This window comes from Micromonospora sp. NPDC005163 (genome assembly GCF_053599835.1).
In genome coordinates this window covers 159590-175930 of record NZ_JBSFYP010000001.1, presented here as the reverse complement: position 1 = coordinate 175930, position 16341 = coordinate 159590, and the positions used below count along the sequence as shown (strand labels likewise).

The 16341-nt window shown below is 73.0% G+C and carries 14 protein-coding genes; 3 read left to right on the top strand and 11 right to left on the bottom strand.

Going from position 1 to position 16341, the window contains the following annotated elements:
- Positions 1-33 precede the first annotated feature (33 nt).
- The 3 genes from ACWD6N_RS00830 to ACWD6N_RS00820 form a co-directional block, all read right to left on the bottom strand.
- Positions 34-537 carry a hypothetical protein gene (locus tag ACWD6N_RS00830; RefSeq protein ID WP_450004297.1) on the bottom strand — a complete coding sequence of 168 codons (504 nt, stop codon included), beginning with the start codon at positions 535-537 and terminating at the stop codon, positions 34-36.
- Positions 538-661: 124 nt separating this feature from the next.
- Positions 662-1591 carry a Ppx/GppA phosphatase family protein gene (locus tag ACWD6N_RS00825; RefSeq protein WP_354962944.1) on the bottom strand — a complete coding sequence of 310 codons (930 nt, stop codon included), beginning with the start codon at positions 1589-1591 and terminating at the stop codon, positions 662-664.
- 22 nt (positions 1592-1613) lie between these two features.
- Positions 1614-2666 (bottom strand): ArsR/SmtB family transcription factor, encoded by a 1053-nt coding sequence (locus ACWD6N_RS00820; RefSeq protein ID WP_450004296.1) that lies wholly within the window; start codon positions 2664-2666, stop codon positions 1614-1616.
- Between the two features lie 110 nt (positions 2667-2776).
- Between ACWD6N_RS00820 and ACWD6N_RS00815 the strand changes: the two genes are divergently transcribed.
- Positions 2777-3652 carry an alpha/beta hydrolase family esterase gene (locus ACWD6N_RS00815; RefSeq protein ID WP_450004295.1) on the top strand — a complete coding sequence of 292 codons (876 nt, stop codon included), beginning with the start codon at positions 2777-2779 and terminating at the stop codon, positions 3650-3652.
- Here the strand turns inward: ACWD6N_RS00815 and ACWD6N_RS00810 are convergent.
- From ACWD6N_RS00810 to eno, 4 genes are read right to left on the bottom strand one after another with little or no spacing between them, the layout of a single operon-like run.
- Positions 3649-4191, bottom strand: a complete 543-nt coding sequence (locus tag ACWD6N_RS00810) for an amino-acid N-acetyltransferase (protein WP_354962701.1) — start codon at positions 4189-4191, stop codon at positions 3649-3651. The two genes, ACWD6N_RS00815 and ACWD6N_RS00810, sit on opposite strands and share 4 nt — an antisense overlap.
- Complete coding sequence (locus tag ACWD6N_RS00805; protein WP_354962700.1) at positions 4188-4745, bottom strand: DUF501 domain-containing protein; 558 nt, start codon at positions 4743-4745, stop codon at positions 4188-4190. The genes ACWD6N_RS00810 and ACWD6N_RS00805 overlap by 4 nt, the downstream gene beginning before the upstream one ends.
- A gap of 34 nt (positions 4746-4779) precedes the next feature.
- Positions 4780-5421 (bottom strand): FtsB family cell division protein, encoded by a 642-nt coding sequence (locus ACWD6N_RS00800; protein ID WP_354962943.1) that lies wholly within the window; start codon positions 5419-5421, stop codon positions 4780-4782.
- 31 nt (positions 5422-5452) lie between these two features.
- On the bottom strand, positions 5453-6736 hold the full coding sequence (gene eno / locus ACWD6N_RS00795; protein ID WP_354962699.1) for a phosphopyruvate hydratase: 1284 nt from the start codon (positions 6734-6736) through the stop codon (positions 5453-5455).
- Positions 6737-6949: 213 nt separating this feature from the next.
- Here eno and ACWD6N_RS00790 point away from each other — a divergent pair, with 213 nt between their 5' ends.
- Positions 6950-7642: a hypothetical protein gene (locus tag ACWD6N_RS00790; protein WP_450004294.1), complete on the top strand. Its 693-nt coding sequence runs from the start codon at positions 6950-6952 to the stop codon at positions 7640-7642.
- A 20-nt stretch (positions 7643-7662) separates the two neighbouring features.
- Positions 7663-8505, top strand: coding sequence for an NAD(+) diphosphatase (gene nudC / locus ACWD6N_RS00785; RefSeq protein ID WP_450004293.1), 843 nt, complete (start codon positions 7663-7665; stop codon positions 8503-8505).
- A 43-nt stretch (positions 8506-8548) separates the two neighbouring features.
- On the opposite strand, the gene ACWD6N_RS00780 is transcribed toward nudC, so the two are convergent.
- The 4 genes from ACWD6N_RS00780 to mfd form a co-directional block, all read right to left on the bottom strand.
- Positions 8549-10168, bottom strand: a complete 1620-nt coding sequence (locus tag ACWD6N_RS00780) for a DUF885 domain-containing protein (RefSeq protein ID WP_450004292.1) — start codon at positions 10166-10168, stop codon at positions 8549-8551.
- A 96-nt stretch (positions 10169-10264) separates the two neighbouring features.
- Positions 10265-11269: a nucleoside triphosphate pyrophosphohydrolase gene (locus ACWD6N_RS00775; RefSeq protein ID WP_450004291.1), complete on the bottom strand. Its 1005-nt coding sequence runs from the start codon at positions 11267-11269 to the stop codon at positions 10265-10267.
- Between the two features lie 2 nt (positions 11270-11271).
- Positions 11272-12045 carry a hypothetical protein gene (locus ACWD6N_RS00770; RefSeq protein ID WP_354962694.1) on the bottom strand — a complete coding sequence of 258 codons (774 nt, stop codon included), beginning with the start codon at positions 12043-12045 and terminating at the stop codon, positions 11272-11274.
- 127 nt (positions 12046-12172) lie between these two features.
- A complete protein-coding gene (gene mfd, locus ACWD6N_RS00765) occupies positions 12173-15814 on the bottom strand; it encodes a transcription-repair coupling factor (RefSeq protein ID WP_450004290.1) in 3642 nt (1213 codons plus the stop codon).
- Between the last annotated feature and the right edge of the window lie 527 nt (positions 15815-16341).

Here is a 16341-nt window from a genome sequence, read left to right as displayed (position 1 = left end):
AATAGCGTCAACGATTCAGCCTCGTTCGCCCCATCAGCATTCGTTCTCTCCCCGATGCGCGAACTCCTCGAGGGAGAGAACTTCCTGCACCTCCTCGCCGCGGACGATGGCGGTGACCAGGACCGATCCGGACGCCAGTTCGGTCAGTTCGCCGAGGCGGAAGCTCACCCGGTGCGTAGTGAAGCTGCTGTCGTCAGCGACTCCGTACATGTCGAAGGCACCGTCCGGGTCAGCAATCGACTCCGGTGGGAAGCCATCCAGGGGCACGGTGGTGGGCGAAGTCGCGGCACGTGGCACGGTGAAGTTCCGCCCCGGCCACTTCGGCCACGGCGTCGCCCGACCCGACGGGGTCGCCCGACCCGACGGTTTTGGCGACGTCGACTCCCTGACGGAGAAGAGCACCACGACGTCGGGCGGCCGGTCCGAACACCAGGCCAGCGCCGCGAGCGGGCGGCCAGCGGCGTCAACGGTCAGGCCGGTGATGCCCTTCCTCTCCGGCGAGCAGGAGGTCAAACCGCCGAGTACGAATGCCGCCACGGCCAGCACAGCAGCCGCCCGGCGCGTCGTCCGCGCTTGAAGGCCCATCCTCCGACGGTCACAGCTCAGCGTCGACTCAGGGCCTCAGCGTCGTCACAGTTCGACGACGATCAGTGTGATGTCTTCACTGAAGACTCCAGGCGATGCCGTCGAGGATGTCGTGCTCCGAGGCGACCACCGACGGCATGCCGGCCCGCTCCATGATCACGCGGAGCACCAGCGCACCCGCGCCGATCACGTCGGCCCGGCCCGGATGCATCACCGGGATCGCCAGCCGCTGCTCGCGGGTTCGACCCAGCAGGTCGGCCGTCACCTCGGCCACCGCTTCGTAGGAGACCCGGGCGTGGTGGATCAGCTCCGGGTCGTACTCCCGCAGACCCTGGGCCACGGCGACCACGGTCGTGACCGACCCGGCGAGACCGACCAGCGTGGCCGCCTCCCGGCCGGGCACCGCCGCGAGCGCCCGGTCCACCGCCGCCACGATGTCGGCCTGCGCGGCGGCGACCTGCTCCGGCGTCGGCGGATCGCCCGGCAGATGCCGCTCGGTCATCCGGACACACCCGATGTCCACCGAGATCGCGGCCCGCACCCCGCCGGCCCGGTCACCGACCACGAACTCGGTGGAGCCGCCGCCGATGTCCACGACCAGGAACGGCTCCTTCGCGTCCGCGGGAAGCCCCCGCACCGCGCCGGTGAAGGACAGCCGCGCCTCCTCGTCACCGCTGACCACCTCGGGCGCGACCCCGAGGGTGCGCCGCACCATCTCGGTGAAGTCGTCGGCGTTGGCCGCGTCCCGGGAGGCCGAGGTGGCGCACATCCGCACCCGCTCCGCACCCAGCTTCTCGATGTCGGCGGCGTACGACGCCAGTGCCACCCTGGTCCGCTCGATCGCCTCCGGCGCCAACCGGCCGGTCCGGTCCACGCCCTGCCCCAGCCGGACGATCTCCATCCGTCGGGTCAGGTCGGTCAGCGGCGCCTGCGGCCCGGCCGATGGGTCGGGCAATCCGGCGACCAGCAGTCGGATCGAGTTGGTCCCGCAGTCGATGGCCGCCACACGCGTCGTCACGGCAGCAACCCTACGGCAGGCCAGGCGGTCGCCCGGCGGGTTGTCCGGCCGAAGGCCACACCGCGGAGAGGTCCGACACCGACGACTCCGAGCCGGCGACCAGCAGGTGCGCGCCGAGCGGTGTCAGGTGGTGCCGGACGGCCCCGCCGTCCCGCTCGCTGGCGATCAACCCGGCCGACCTCAGCGCGCTGGCGTGCTCCGACGTCGAGCTGAGACTGATCCCGACGGCCCGGGCCAGCACCGTCGTGGTCAGCCCGCCGTCGTCCGCGAGCCGGCGGAGCACCAGCGCCCGAGTGGTGCCGAGCAGCCGCCCGAGGGAGTCGACCCCCGCGGAAGCGGCCCGGCGCGGCATCGGCACCGGGTAGACGAGCAGGATCGGCCGACCCGGCTCGACCAGCACCCGGGGGCGGGGACCAGCCAACGGGGAGGGCAACAGGATGAGCCCGTGCCCGGTGCCGGTCAGCTCCCCGTGCCACCAGGTCCGCACCTCCAGCACCGGCTCCCGCCACCGGATCGCCGGGTGCAGACCGTCGAAGAGGCTGGCCAGGCCGTGCCGCGCCAACCGCTGGCTGGCGCAGATCACCTGCTGGCGGTGCGCCGCCAGCAGATCGGGCCAGTGCGGTGCCAGGACGGCCTCGAACCAGGTGCGCACGGCCCCGCCGAACAGGTCCAGCGTCTCCGGGTCGGCCGTCGCGAACCGTCGCCGCAGCGGGCTGGCGGCCACATCGGCGTACGCGGCGGCGACCTCGGCCCGGACCCGGCGCGCCGGAGTGGCCCGGATCGCCTCGAGACCGGCCGTCACCGACTCCAGGCCGTCGAAGGGTGTGACGAAATCCGGCAGGCTCCCCCGACCGGGCAGGAGGTGCCGCAGGGTCGCGGTGGCGGCCTGGGCGACGCCGGAGGCCTCGACAGCCCCTGCCTGCTCGGCCAGGGACGGCGCCATCACCGCGACCGTGGGATCACGCAGCCACTGACCGGCCAGCAGCGCGGTCCCGACCGGGTGCAGCCGGTCGGCGAGCCGCACCCGGCACAGATCCGCCGGCCCGAGCTGGAGGCGAAGCATGGGGACAGCCTGCCTGCCTTCGGCCAGGACCGAAAGGGTTGATCCGCACGCCGGCCGCCTCCAGTGTGGACGTCGGGATCGACGGGGGGTGGGCCGGCGTGCGTCGGACGATGGCAGTGTTGACGGGGCTCTGCCTCATCGTGGCCGTCGCGGCCTGCGAGCGGGGGCAGCCCTCGTCGACCCCGCCAGCCGCACCCTCCGCGTCACGCCCAGCGCCGGGCGATCACCGGCTCACCCTGAAGCACAACGGGCTGGACCGCGCCTACCTGCTGCACGCACCAGACGGGTACGACCCGAGCCGGTCGCCCGCACTGGTCATCGCGCTGCACTTCTATCCCGGAACCGGCCCCTCCATCCGGGAGCTGACCGGCCTGGACGCCAAGGCCGACAAGGACAACGTCCTGGTCGCCTACCCCGACGGGCAGGGTGGCGGCTTCAACGCGCTGGTCTGCTGCGGCAAGGCGGACGACGTCGGCTTCCTCAACGCCCTCACCGACCACCTGGTGCAGACCTGGCGGGTGGACCCGACCCGGGTCTTCCTCACCGGCATCTCGAACGGCGCCGACATGAGTTTCCGGACGGCGGTGGAGGGTGCGGGCCGGTTCGCCGCGATCGGGGTGGTCAGCGGCGGGTACAGCGGTCCCCTGACCACGGCCGACGACTACGTACCGAAGAGACCGGTTTCGGTGATCACCTTCATCGGCGCGCAGGACCGGTACGAATCGGTCTTCCAGGCGGGCATGCGGACCTGGCAGCAGCGACTCCGGTGCAAGCCCAGCCCGAAGGCGTCCGGAGTGCCGGGGGTGACCCGGACCGTGGCCGGCTGCGCGGACGGCAGCGAGGTCAGCGTCTACACGATCGCCAGCATGGGCCACAGCTGGCCGGGAGCGACAACCGGTCAGCTCGCCGCACCCACCGCGGGTCTGTCGGCCACCGACCTGATGTGGGGGTTCTTCGCCGCGCACCCCCGCAAGGCCACCCCCTAGAGCCGCAGCAGCATCCGGGTGTTGCCCAGCGTGTTCGGCTTCACCCGCTCCAGGTCCAGGAACTCCGCGACACCCTCGTCGTACGAGCGCAGCAGCTGCTCATAGACCGGCTGCGGCACCGGCGCGCCGTCGATCGCCTGGAACCCGAACGAGGCGAAGAACCGGGTCTCGAAGGTGAGCACGAAGATCCGGGCCACGCCCAGCTCCCGAGCCGCGTCGATCAGCTCACCGACCAGCCGGTGCCCGATCCGCTGGCCCCGGCAGGACGGATCCACCGCGACGGTGCGGATCTCGGCCAGGTCCTCCCACATCACGTGCAGCGCGCCGCAGCCCACCACGGCGCCGTCCTCGGCGCGGACCGCCACCCGGAACTCCTGCACGTCCTCGTAGAGGGTGACGGTGGCCTTGCTCAGCAACCGCCGGTCGTCGGTGTACGTGTCGACCAGCCGCCGGATGCCACGAACATCCCCGGTGCGGGCCCGCCGCACCAGAATCTGGCTCTCGGCAACCGGTGCCGACGACCCGGCGTCCGCACTCATTCGCCCGCCGGCACGTCCACGCACGGGCCGGCCGTCCACCAGGGTTCGACCAGCGCCAGCGTCTCGTCACCGAACGGGTTCACCCCGGGGCCGGCACCCAACGCGTGCCCCAGGTGCACGTGCAGGCACTTCACCCGGCCCGGCATGCCGCCGGCCGAGATGCCGGCGATCTCAGGCACCTCGCCGATCGCCTCGCGACGGGCGAGGTAGTCCTCGTGCGCCGCCCGGTAGTGGGCGGCCAGCTCGGGATCCGTCGTCAGCCGGTCGGCCATCTCCTTCATCAGCCCGCCCGATTCCAGCCGGCTGCACGCCGCCGTGGCCCGCGGGCACGTCAGGTAGTACAACGTCGGGAACGGCGTGCCGTCGGCGAGGCGGGGCGTCGTCTCCACCACGTCCGGCAGACCACACGGGCAGCGGTGCGCCACCGCCCGGGTCCCACGGGGCGGGCGGCCGAGCTGCGCGCCCACCGCGGCCAGGTCGGCCTCGGTGGCCGGCTCGCGGTGCGGCAGGGGTACGGAATCCGCCGCCGACTCCGGCGGTGGTGCGACAGTCACGGTGCCCATCTCTCCTGGTGCGCTGGTCGGTGGTTCACTTGCCCGGCTGCTGGCTGTCCGCCGCCTGAACGCTCGACCAGAGCGTGTCGTACCAGGTCACCGGACCGGCCGGGGCCGCCGGTCCGGCCGACTTTCCGGCGTCCCGGGCAGCGCCCTCCGGGTCGTGGAGCACCACCATCATCTTCTCGCCCGGCCGGCCCATGAAGAACCGTTCCCGGGCCTGGGTCTTGATGTACTCGTCGTCCTGCCATTTGGCGGCCTCAGCGGCGAGCTTGCCGATCTCTTCTTCCTGCGCCGCCTGGGCGGCCTCCATCCGCTCGATGTCGGCCTGCTGGTCCAGGTAGACCCGGACCGGGTAGGTGTAGGCCAGAGCGAGCGCGATCAGGACCGCGAACAGCACGGTGGCCCGGCCGGTGAAGCGACGGGGGTGGGGTGCGGCGAGCCGTTTGACGGCACCACCGGCGGCGGTACGCCGAGCGGCGGCCGGACGGTTCGCGGAGCGAACCCCCTCGGCCCCCCGGGCCGCGCCCGGCGCCCGACCAGCGGTGCCGCGCGGCTCGGCGCGTACGCCTGCCTCGCGGACCGATCCCCGTGTGGCGCGGCCGCCACCCGGCCGACCGGACTGACCCGGCCGGCGGGCGGGGCGCTGACCACCCGGTGTGCGGCGCTGCTGCATCGTCACACCCCTCCCCCGAGGCTTCCGCGTCTCAGGCCGAACGGTAGCGCGGGAACGCGCCGACGCCGGCGTAGCGCGCCGCGTCGGCCAGCTCCTCCTCGATCCGGAGCAGCTGGTTGTACTTGGCGACCCGGTCCGAGCGGGCCGGCGCGCCGGTCTTGATCTGGCCGCAGCCGGTGGCCACCGCCAGGTCGGCGATGGTGGTGTCCTCGGTCTCGCCCGAACGGTGGCTCATCATGCACTTGAAACCGGCCCGGTGGGCCAGGTCCACCGCGTCCAGGGTCTCGGTCAGCGAACCGATCTGGTTGACCTTGACCAGGACCGCGTTCGCCGACTTCTCCGCGATGCCACGGGCGATGCGCTGCGGGTTGGTGACGAACAGGTCGTCACCGACGATCTGCACCCGGTCGCCGATCGAGGCGGTCAGCGTCTGCCAGCCGCTCCAGTCGTCCTCCGCCAGCGGGTCCTCGATCGACACGATCGGGTACTCGTCGGCCAGCTTCGTGTAGTAGGTGCTCATGTCCTCGGCGGACTTCGCGGCACCCTCGAAGGTGTAGGTGCCGTTGTCGAAGAACTCCGTGGCCGCCACGTCGAGCGCGAACACGATGTCGCTGCCCAGCCGGTAGCCGGCCTTCTCGACCGCCTCGGCGATCAGGTCCAGCGCCGCGGCGTTGGTCGGCAGGTTCGGCGCGAAGCCACCCTCGTCGCCGAGCCCGGTCGACAGGCCCTTCTTCTTCAGCACCGACTTGAGCGCATGGTAGACCTCCGCGCCGGAGCGCAGCGCCTCACGGAAGGTGGGCGCGCCGATCGGCGCGATCATGAATTCCTGGATGTCGACGTTGGAGTCGGCGTGCGCGCCACCGTTGAGGATGTTCATCATCGGCACCGGCAGGAGGTGCGCGTTCGGGCCGCCCAGGTAGCGGAAGAGGCTCAGCTCGGCGCTGCCGGCGGCGGCCTTCGCGACCGCGAGGGAGACGCCGAGGATGGCGTTCGCGCCCAGCTCCGACTTGCTGTCGGTGCCGTCGATGTCGAGCATCTTCTGGTCGATCAGCCGCTGCTCGCTGGCCTCGTACCCGATGATCTGGTCGACGATCTTGTCTTCGACGTTGGAGACCGCCTTCTCCACGCCCTTGCCCTGGTAGCGGTCGGCGTCACCGTCGCGCAGCTCGATCGCCTCGAAGGCGCCGGTGGAGGCGCCGGAGGGCACGGCGGCGCGGGCCACCGTGCCGTCGTCCAGGCCGACCTCGACCTCGACCGTCGGGTTGCCCCGCGAGTCGAGAATCTCCCGGGCGACGATTCCCTCGATGGTTGCCACTGAGTCGCTCCTCGTTGTTGTGATCCGGTCCGTGGGTGGGCCGCGACGGTGCGGCTGAGGCAGGTGTTGAACGCAGCGTATCGGGCCACGGGAACGGGCACGGCGTCGCCCGCGTACCCGAGTCGCCCCACGGTGACGGACATTCCCGGATTTCCGGGCCTCAACCGGCAACGGGTTTGCGCTGCGCGGACCCCATCCACCAGGCTGGTCGCCATGCCCGCCGCCTCGACCACCCTCCGCATGCTCGCCGTGTCGGTCATCGCGTCGCTCACGGTCACCGGCTGTCAGACATTCGAGGACGCCGGACGCGCCATGGGCCGCTCCGATCTGGTCAACGACCTCGCCGTCCGGCTCGACCGGGCGCTGGAGCTGACCTACTCGGCCGAATACCAGCTCCCCGGCGGAGAGACCGCCGCGATCGTGCAGGCCCAGGATCCGGCCCGCTCCGCGTACAGCTACCCGGGCGGACGACTCACCGTCACCCCGGACGGCGTCACCCGGTGCACGACGACCGACGGCCGTACGGCGTGCACGCTGGTCACGCCACCCACCCCGGGCAGCAGACCCACCGTCGCGCTCTTCGCCGAGGCGAACCAGCAGGGTCTGGTCACCCCGCCGGTGGTGGTCGGGCTGCTGACCGCCGCCGCGCTCGACCCGCAGGCGGTCATCAAGCAGAGCGACACCACCGTCGCCGGGCACCACGCCACCTGCGTCGAGGTGCAGCGGGCGGACGGCGACCTCACGGCCTGCGTGACCACCGACGGCGTGCTCGGCAGCTTCACCGGGGCTGTCGACGGCAAGCCGATGGAGCTGGCGCTGAGCAGCTACTCCGAGACGGTGGCGAAGGACGCGTTCGACCCGCCCGCCAATGCCAGCGTGGTGGACCAGCGGCCGGGCGGGTCGTGACCGATCCGGCCGTCGGGTCCGTGCCAACCGCGCGGCGCACCGGGTTCCAGCCGGGCGCCGACCTCGGCCGCCCGCCCGAGCCCACCGACCTGGCCCTGCCGGTGCTCGGGGCGAAGCTGCTGACCACCGCCGACGGGACGGTGGCCCGGGTCGCCGATCTGCCCGCCGAGACCCCGTGGGTGCCGTTGGGCACCCTCGACGGGGTGCCCGCGTGGGCGACCGACCTGGCCACGGCCGACGGGATCCTCGGCCGGGCGCGTGGCTGGGCGTCGCTCGCCGCCGAGGTGCCCGAGCCGCTCGCCACGCTGGCCGGGCGGGCGTTGGCCGTGGTCACCTGGCGGCGTACCCACCGGTGGTGCGGCGCCTGCCGTGCCGAGCTGACGGACCAGCCCGGCGAGACCGCCCGGCGCTGCCCCGGCTGCGGCCTGTACGTGCCGATGCAGCTCTCCGCCGCGGTGCTGGTCGCGATCACCCGGGCCGGTCCGGCCGGCGGCGCCGACGAGCTGCTGCTGGTCCGGCACGCCACCGGGCCGACCGGGTTGTGGGCACTGGTGGCCGGCTTCGTCGAGGCCGGTGAGACCCTGGAGGCGGCGGTGCACCGGGAGGTCGCCGAGGAGGTCGGGCTCAGCGTCGACCGGCTGGCCTACTTCGGCAGCCAGCCGTGGGCGATCTCCGGCCCCGGGGTGCTGCTCGCCGGCTTCACCGCCCGTGCCGCCGACCCGCACGCCGAGCCGGTCGTCGACGGGCGCGAGCTGACCCAGGCCCGCTGGTTCGGCCTGGACGCGCTGCCGGCGGAGCTGCCGCCCGCGTACTCCATCTCGCGCTGGCTGATCGACGCGACGGTGACCGCCGGACGGCGGTGACCGGCGCGACCGCGACCGACCTGCGAGCCCCGACCGGGGCGGGTCAGACGCCGAGCAGGGAGCGCAGGTGGCGCGGGGGCGGGCAGTCGTGGGCGAGCATCGCGTCGTGCCAGTCACGCACCGACACCCCGTGCGGGCGGTCCCTGGCGATTTCGGCCACCTCGCTGTACCCGACAAAGTAGGTGGAGAGCTGGGTGGACGTGAGCAGCGACCGACGCCACTTGCCGGCCGCCTCGCCCTCCTCCTGGAAGCCGCGCCCGGTCATCAGCGCCATCGCCTCGGCCTCGGGCAGGTCCTCGGCGTGCACCAACTGGTCGAGCAGCGCGTTGATGGTCATCCGCAGCTGCATCTTGAGCTGCTGCAACCGCACCGGCAGGCCGCCGAAGCCGAGCCCGGCCATCAGCTCCTCGGCGTACACGGCCCAGCCCTCGATGAACGGACCCGACTCGGCCAGCGCCCGGACCCGGGTGCCACCGACGTAGCGGCGGGCGTGGGCGAGCTGGAGGAAGTGCCCGGGCATCGCCTCGTGCACCGTCAGGTTGCGGATCATGTGATCGTTGTATTCGCGGTAGAACGACTCGACCCGGTGCGCCGGCCAGTCCGCCGGCGTGGGTGCGATGCAGTAGAACGTCGGCAGCGCCGCGGTCTCCAACGGGCCGGGCGAGTCGCAGTACGCCACCGCGACACCCCGGGCGAACTCCGGCATCTCCTGGATCACGCATCGGTCGTCGACCAGCGTGACCAGATCGTGCGCGCGGACGAAGTCGGTCGCCTCGTCCAGGGTCACCCCGGCCAGCTCGACGATGGTCCGGTCGTCCGGGTGCTCGGCGGCGAGCAGGTCCAGCGCCCGGCGTACCGTCGCGTCGTCGGCCCGGCCGCCGACCAGCTCGACGGACGCCTCGCGGATCTCCGCGGTGACCCGGTCCAGGTTGGCCCAGGCGCGGCGCTGGATCTCGGCGGCGCCCAGCTCGGTGTCGAGGGTGTGCCAGAGCCGGGCCTCCCAATGGCGGCGGCCCAGGCGAGGGTCACGGCCGGGGCCGCCGTCGGCGGCGAGGCCGATGCGCAGCCAGGCGACGAACTCCTCCAGCGCGGCGATCGCCGCGGTGGCCGCCGGCTCCACCCGGTCGAGGCTGCCGGGCGACTGGGCGAGCAGGGGCGGCAGCTCGTCGCGGATCAGCGCGGCCGTGCCGGTGAACTGCCCGACCGCCGTCTCGGCGTGGATCCGCGGCATGTCCCGCAGCGTCGCGCGGGCGGTGGCGAGGGCGTCCGGTACGGCGGCGAGCCGACCGGCCAGGTGGTTCAGCCGCACCTCGGCCGAGGCGTATGGGCGGGCCAGCAGCGGATGCAGCAGCGGGCCGGGGTTGTGGTGCAGCGGGTCCCACTCGTGCGCGCGGATCTCGGTCAGCTCGAACAGCTCCCGGTCCACGAACGAGGTGAGCAGCGCGTGGTCCACCTGCTCCTCGACGTCGAGCGAGTCGGGGTCCAGTTCGGACAGTGCGTTCGCCGCGTCGGAGAGCATCGCCTGATCGCCGGCTATCGCCCCGGCGGACCGATCCGGCAGCCGGTCGTCGAACCGGTGGTCCCCCGCCGCGGTCGCGACCCCCGGCCGCGTCTCCAGCAACGCCTCGACGACCCGCTCCGCCAAAACCCCAAACGCTTCCACCCCCCGACCCTATCGACCGCCCCTCGGCCAGCCGTGTTGATCAAGAGGTTTGCGTCAGGATCCGGCCTGGAGCTGACGCAAACCTCTTGATCAACGTCAGTCGGCGGGTGGAGTGGGTGCAGTGGGTGGGGTGGTGCGCTCGGCGGCGCGGACCGCCTCGGCGTAGGCCAGGGTGGTGCGGCGGAGGGCGGCCTCCGGGTTCAGGTCGGCCTGGCGGGCCGCCGCGACGGTGGCCAGGAGGCTCGCGCCCAGTCGGGCCTCCGCGTCCACCTGGGAGTCGGCCAGCGGCGGCGGGACGGCCAGCCCGACCCGGGCGGCTCGGTCCAGGATCGTCGCGGCCAGGGCGAGGGCGGGCTGGCTCAGCGCCACGCCGTCCAGCACCGAGTCGCGCGCTTTCTCGGCCCGCTTGATGCGCTCCCAGTTGGCGGTGATCTCCTCCAGCGTGCCCGCCTCCGCGCCGGCGAAGACGTGCGGATTGCGCCGGATCATCTTGTCGACCAGGCCACCCGCCACGTCGTCGACGTTCCACCGCTCGCCCTCGGGCAACTCCTCGGCGAGCCGGGCGTGCAGCACCACCTGAAGCAGCACGTCGCCCAACTCCTCGCGCAGCGCGTCCGTGTCGCCGGCGCTGATCGCGTCGTACGCCTCGTAGCTCTCCTCCAGCAGATAACCGGCGAGGCTGCGGTGCGTCTGCGCCCGCTTCCACGGGTCGCCGCCCGGCGAGGCCAGGCGGTCCAGCACGGCCACCGCGTCCAGCAGCCGGGCACCCGGCGGATCCCACGAGCCGTACATCAGCTCCAACTCGGCCAGCCCCGGCTCCCGCGCCAGCCGCAGGCCCAACTCCCGGGCCAGCGACTCGTCGCCGGCCGGCCCGGCCAGCCACACCGCGGCGCCGTGCGCCGCCACCGTGTCCAGCAGCGGCTGCGTCGCCGGGCCGTCCACGACGGTGACCGCCGCGCCCGCCTGGCGCACGGCCGTGGCCAGCTCGCTCTCCGCGCCGGTCAACACCGGATGCTGGCGTACGACATCCCAGGCGGCGGAGGTCAGCAGACCGGCCGGCAGCCGGGGCGAGGTGACCAGCAGGACGATCCGTGCCGTCATGCTCAGCTGGCCGTGCCCTCGGCCTCCGGAGTCTCGGTCGACGGGACCGACTCCGGAGTGGAGATGTCCGTGACCGCGTCGGAGCCCGGCTCACCCAGCGGCACACTCACCGCGGGGGCGTTGTTAGGGAAGGTGAGCAGCGGAAACTCCAGCGGACGGTACCGCGGGCTGACCGTGACGTCGTAACGATCGACCGCCTCGCCCAGGGCCTTCCGGGTGGCCAACGCGCCCCGCAGTTGGTCGCCGTCAAGCTGACTGGCGGCCTCCTGGTCGGTCACCTGGGCCGGGATCGTGCCCGCCTTGCGGCCCGCCGCCACCACCGCGGCCAGCTCCTGCTCGGTCGGCGCGACCGACTCGCCGACCGGCACCCCGGACAGGCAGGTGTAGAGCTCGGTCATCCGCCGCACGTAACCGGTGTCCGGCGAGAGGCCGAGCTGCTGGGCGACCTGGTCGACCGCGATCTGGCCGCGCGGCTGGTAGTTCTCCTCGGCGGAGACCTGCTCGCACACCTTGGCCAGCACCAGCACGCTTGCCACCTGCGCCGAATCGGGCAGCGGCGGCTTCTCCACCGGAGGCTGGTCGCCGGTGGTCGGCGTCGCCGACGCGCTCGGCGTCGGGTTCTTCGTCCGCAGGTCGCTCATCGCGGCGGTGAGCGCGTCCTCCGTGATGCGGAAGTCACCGACGTAGGCGGCGACACCCGGCTCGGCACGGCAACCGGAGAGGACGACGAGGCCGACCGCCACGCTGGCGACGGCGAGAAGACGGCGAGCACGCATGACGGTCACTCTCTCACGGCAGGACACGTCGCTGTGACGCCCCCCACCTCCGCGCACCCGCGACCGGGTGCGCCTGCTCGACACGCCCCCGCGCCACGGGCCGCCGCTCGACGCACGCGGCACCGGCTCAGGCGGTCGCCCCCGCCGTGACGGCCGGGGCGCCGAGTACGTCGGAGAGGAGCTGGGCGCACCACTCCAGCAGAGCCTGGTCGCGCAGCGGCTCGCCACCGACCCGACGCGTGCTCGGCCGGGGCACACTCACCTGGTCGGTGGCCTGCTTGTAGACCGCGTCCGGGTGGTAGCGCTTGAGCCGCAGCTGCTTCGAGTCGGGCAGCGGCAGCGGCCCGAACCGGACGTGCTTGCCCTGCATCGACACGTCGGCCAAGCCGTACCGGCGGGCCAGCAGGCGGAACCGGGCCACCGCGACCAGGTTCTGCACCGGGGCCGGTGGCTCGCCGTACCGGTCGGTCATCTCGGCGACCACCTCGCGCAGCCGCTCCTCGTCGCGCGCCTCGGCGAGCTTGCGGTACATCTCCAACCGCAGGCGCTCCACCCCCACGTAGTCGTGCGGCAGGTGCGCGTCGACCGGCAGGTCGATCTTGACGTCGGCCTCCTCCTCCGGCCGCTCGCCCTTGAACGCGGAGACCGCCTCGCCGACCATCCGCACGTACAGATCGAAGCCGACACCCTCGATGTGCCCGGACTGCTCGCCGCCGAGCAGGTTGCCGGCGCCCCGGATCTCCAGGTCCTTCATCGCCACGTACATGCCGGCGCCCAGCTCGGTGTGCTGGGCGATGGTCGCCAACCGCTCGTGGGCGTGCTCGGTGAGCGGCTTCTCCGGCGGGTAGAGGAAGTACGCGTACGCCCGCTCCCGGCCCCGGCCGACCCGGCCACGGATCTGGTGCAGCTGGGCCAGGCCGAGCAGGTCGGCCCGCTCCACGATCAGGGTGTTGGCGTTCGGGATGTCGATGCCGGACTCCACGATCGTGGTGCAGACCAGCACGTCGAACTCCTTCTCCCAGAAGCCGACCATGACCTTCTCCAGGGCCTCCTCGCCCATCTGGCCGTGCGCCACCGCGACCCGCGCCTCGGGCACGAGCTCACGCAGCCGCCGCGCCGCCCGGTCGATCGACTCGACCCGGTTGTGCAGGTAGAAGACCTGCCCGTCGCGGAGCAGCTCCCGGTGGATGGACGCGGCCACCTGCCGGTCGTCCTGCGCGCCCACGAAGGTGAGCACCGGGTGCCGCTCCTCCGGCGGGGTGGCGATGGTCGACATCTCCCGGATGCCGGTGATAGCCATCTCCAGGGTGCGCGGGATCGGGGTGGCCGACATGCTCAGCACGTCGACCGAGGCCCGCAGCGTCTTCAGGTGCTCCTTGTGCTCGACACCGAAGCGCTGCTCCTCATCGACGACCACCAGACCCAGCTGCTTGAACCGGGTGGCGGTCTGGAGCAGCCGGTGGGTGCCGATGACGATGTCGACCGTGCCGTCGGCGACCATCTCCAGCGTCCGCTCGGTCTCCTTCGGAGTCTGGAACCGGGACAGCTGCCGGATCTCCACCGGGAACTGGCTCATCCGCTCGGCGAACGTGTTGTAGTGCTGCTGCACCAGCAGCGTGGTCGGCACCAGCACCGCCACCTGCTTGCCGTCCTGTACCGCCTTGAACGCCGCCCGGACCGCGATCTCGGTCTTGCCGTAGCCGACATCACCGCAGATCAACCGGTCCATCGGGACGGTCTGCTCCATGTCCCGCTTGACCTCGTCGATCGCGGCGAGCTGATCCGGCGTCTCCTGCCAGGGGAAGGCGTCCTCCAGCTCCCGCTGCCACGGCGTGTCCGGGCCGAACGAGTGACCCTTGGACGCCTTGCGGGCGGCGTAGAGCTGGATCAGCTGCGCGGCGATCTCCCGGACCGCCTTGCGCGCCCGGGCCTTGGACTTCTGCCAGTCCGAGCCGCCCATCTTGTGCAGGGTCGGCTGCTCGCCGCCCACGTAACGGGAGAGCTGGTCCAGCTGGTCGGTCGGCACGAAGAGCCGGTCGCCGGGCTGGCCGCGCTTGCTGGCCGCGTACTCGATGACCAGGTATTCCCGGCTGGCGCCGTTGACGGTGCGCTGCACCAGCTCGACGTACCGGCCGATGCCGTGCTGCTCGTGCACCACGTGGTCGCCGGCCTTGAGCTCCAGCGGGTCAATCGTGTTGCGCCGCCGGCTCGGCATCTTGCGCATGTCCCGCGTGGAGGTGCCCCGACCCCCGGTGACGTCGTTGCCGGTGAGCAGCACGAAACGGGACGCCTCATCGACGAACCCGCTGCTCAGCGCACCGCAGGTGACCACCAGCTCGCCGGCGGCGGGGGCTGTCGGCATCTCCTCGGTGAGCCGGGCGCCCAGCCCGGCGTCGCGCAGCACCTCCACCGCCCGCTGGGCGGGACCGTGCCCCTCGAAGACCAGCGCGATCGACCAGCCCTCGCCGGCCCAGCGCTTGAGGTCGTCGACCACACGCGCGGTCTCACCGTGATAGAGCGGGGCCGGCTGAGCGGAGAGCGTCACCGCGATGGCGTCGTCCGGAGTGACCGCGGCCTGCTCCGGCGCGTCCTCCCAGGGCTGCCGGGTCTCGGCGGTCTCCGCCTCCATTAGGCCGAACGGGGACAGCGTCCACCACGGCTGGCCGAGCTTGCCGGCGGCGGCCCGCACCTCGGCCAGGGTCCGGAAGGCGGCGGCGCCGACATCCACCGGGGCCTGCCCGCCGACCGCCGCGGCGGCCCAGCTGGCCTGGAGGAACTCCTCCGAGGTACGCACCAGGTCGTGCGCCCGGGTGCGGATCCGCTCCGGGTCGCAGAGCAGCACGTGGGTGCCGGCCGGCATGGCGTCCAGCAGCAGCTCCAGCGAGTCCGGGCCGACCAGCACCGGCGCCAGCGACTCCATCCCCTCCACCGGGATGCCCTCGGCCAGCTTGTCCAGGATCTCGGCCAGCTCCGGGTGCTGCTCGGCGAGCGCGGCGGCCCGCTCACGGACCGGCGACGTGAGCAACAGCTCCCGACAGGGCGGCGCGCAGAGCAGCGGAACCTGCTCGATGGTCCGCTGGTCGGCGACGGCGAAGGTGCGGATCTCCTCCACCTCGTCGCCCCAGAACTCGACCCGGGAAGGATGCTCGTCGGTCGGCGGGAAGACGTCCAGGATGCCGCCACGCACCGCGAACTCGCCGCGCTTGGTGACCAGGTCGACCCGGGCGTACGCCATGTCGATCAGCCGGCGGGCGACCTCCTCCAGATCCGCCTCCTCGCCTGCGGCGAGCTGCACCGGCTCTAGGTCACCGAGCCCTTTGAGCTGCGGTTGGAGCAGCGAACGAACCGGGGCCACCACCACCCGCAGCGGCCCCGTGCTGCCGTGCGCGTCAGCCGACTCCGGGTGCGCCAGCCGGCGCAGCACGGCCAGCCGCCGGCCGACCGTGTCCGAACGCGGGGAGAGCCGCTCGTGCGGCAGCGTCTCCCACGACGGGAAGACCACCACCTGCTCCGCCGGCAGCAGCCCGCCCAGCGCGGCGGCCAGGTCGTCGGCCTCACGGGTGGTGGCGGTCACCGCCAGCACCGGCCGCCCAGCCCCGCCACCGGGCCCGTCAGGGTCGGCCGCGACGGCGGCCACCGCGAACGGGCGCAGCGCCGGTGGAGCGGTGATGTCGAGGCCGTCGACCTGAGCGGCACCGGAGCGCGCCAGGTCACGCGCCCGGGCCAGCCCGGGGTCGGCCAGGGCGGCAGAAAACAGACCGGTGAGCATGTGATCACTTCCAGGGGAGTCGACGCACACGACGGCTGCCCCTCGTCCGGTCGGACGGGGGGTGCACGACAACCAGCCTATCCCCGTCCACCGACAGCCACCCCCTTCCGCCCAGGTCCATGCCCCAAGCCTCGCGCCCCGCCCCGCCCCCGCGGCCCGTGCCCCGCTCCCGCGGCCAGTGCCCCCCTCCGCGGCCCGTGCCCCGCTCCCGCGGCCAGTGCCCCCCTCCGCGGCCCGTGCCCTGCGGCCCGTGCCCTGCGCCCTGCGCCCTGCGCCCAAGATCCGCACAACTTCAGGGATGTAGTGGCCTCCGCGCGCCGGGAGACAACTATTTCCCTGAAGTTGTGTGGATCATCCCCCGTTGCCCGCGCTGCCCCCGCCACCTGCGCTGCCCCCGCCACCCCGCGCTGCCAGCTGCCCCCACTGCCCCGCTGCCCGCTGCCGCGTCTGCCCGGGGCGGGCCATGTGCACGACCTGGCCTTGGCCCTGACCCGGCTCGGCGCCGCCACGGTCAGGCCGACCGCCTG

Excerpts from the sequence above, each read along its gene's own strand:
- ACWD6N_RS00820 (WP_450004296.1), bottom strand. The coding sequence starts at position 2,666 with ATGCTTCGCCTCCAGCTCGGGCCGGCGGATCTGTGCCGGGTGCGGCTC.
- ACWD6N_RS00815 (WP_450004295.1), top strand. The coding sequence starts at position 2,777 with ATGGCAGTGTTGACGGGGCTCTGCCTCATCGTGGCCGTCGCGGCCTGC.
- ACWD6N_RS00810 (WP_354962701.1), bottom strand. The coding sequence starts at position 4,191 with ATGAGTGCGGACGCCGGGTCGTCGGCACCGGTTGCCGAGAGCCAGATT.
- ACWD6N_RS00800 (WP_354962943.1), bottom strand. The coding sequence starts at position 5,421 with ATGCAGCAGCGCCGCACACCGGGTGGTCAGCGCCCCGCCCGCCGGCCG.
- ACWD6N_RS00790 (WP_450004294.1), top strand. The coding sequence starts at position 6,950 with ATGCCCGCCGCCTCGACCACCCTCCGCATGCTCGCCGTGTCGGTCATC.
- ACWD6N_RS00775 (WP_450004291.1), bottom strand. The coding sequence starts at position 11,269 with ATGACGGCACGGATCGTCCTGCTGGTCACCTCGCCCCGGCTGCCGGCC.
- ACWD6N_RS00770 (WP_354962694.1), bottom strand. The coding sequence starts at position 12,045 with ATGCGTGCTCGCCGTCTTCTCGCCGTCGCCAGCGTGGCGGTCGGCCTC.
- mfd (WP_450004290.1), bottom strand. The coding sequence starts at position 15,814 with ATGCTCACCGGTCTGTTTTCTGCCGCCCTGGCCGACCCCGGGCTGGCC.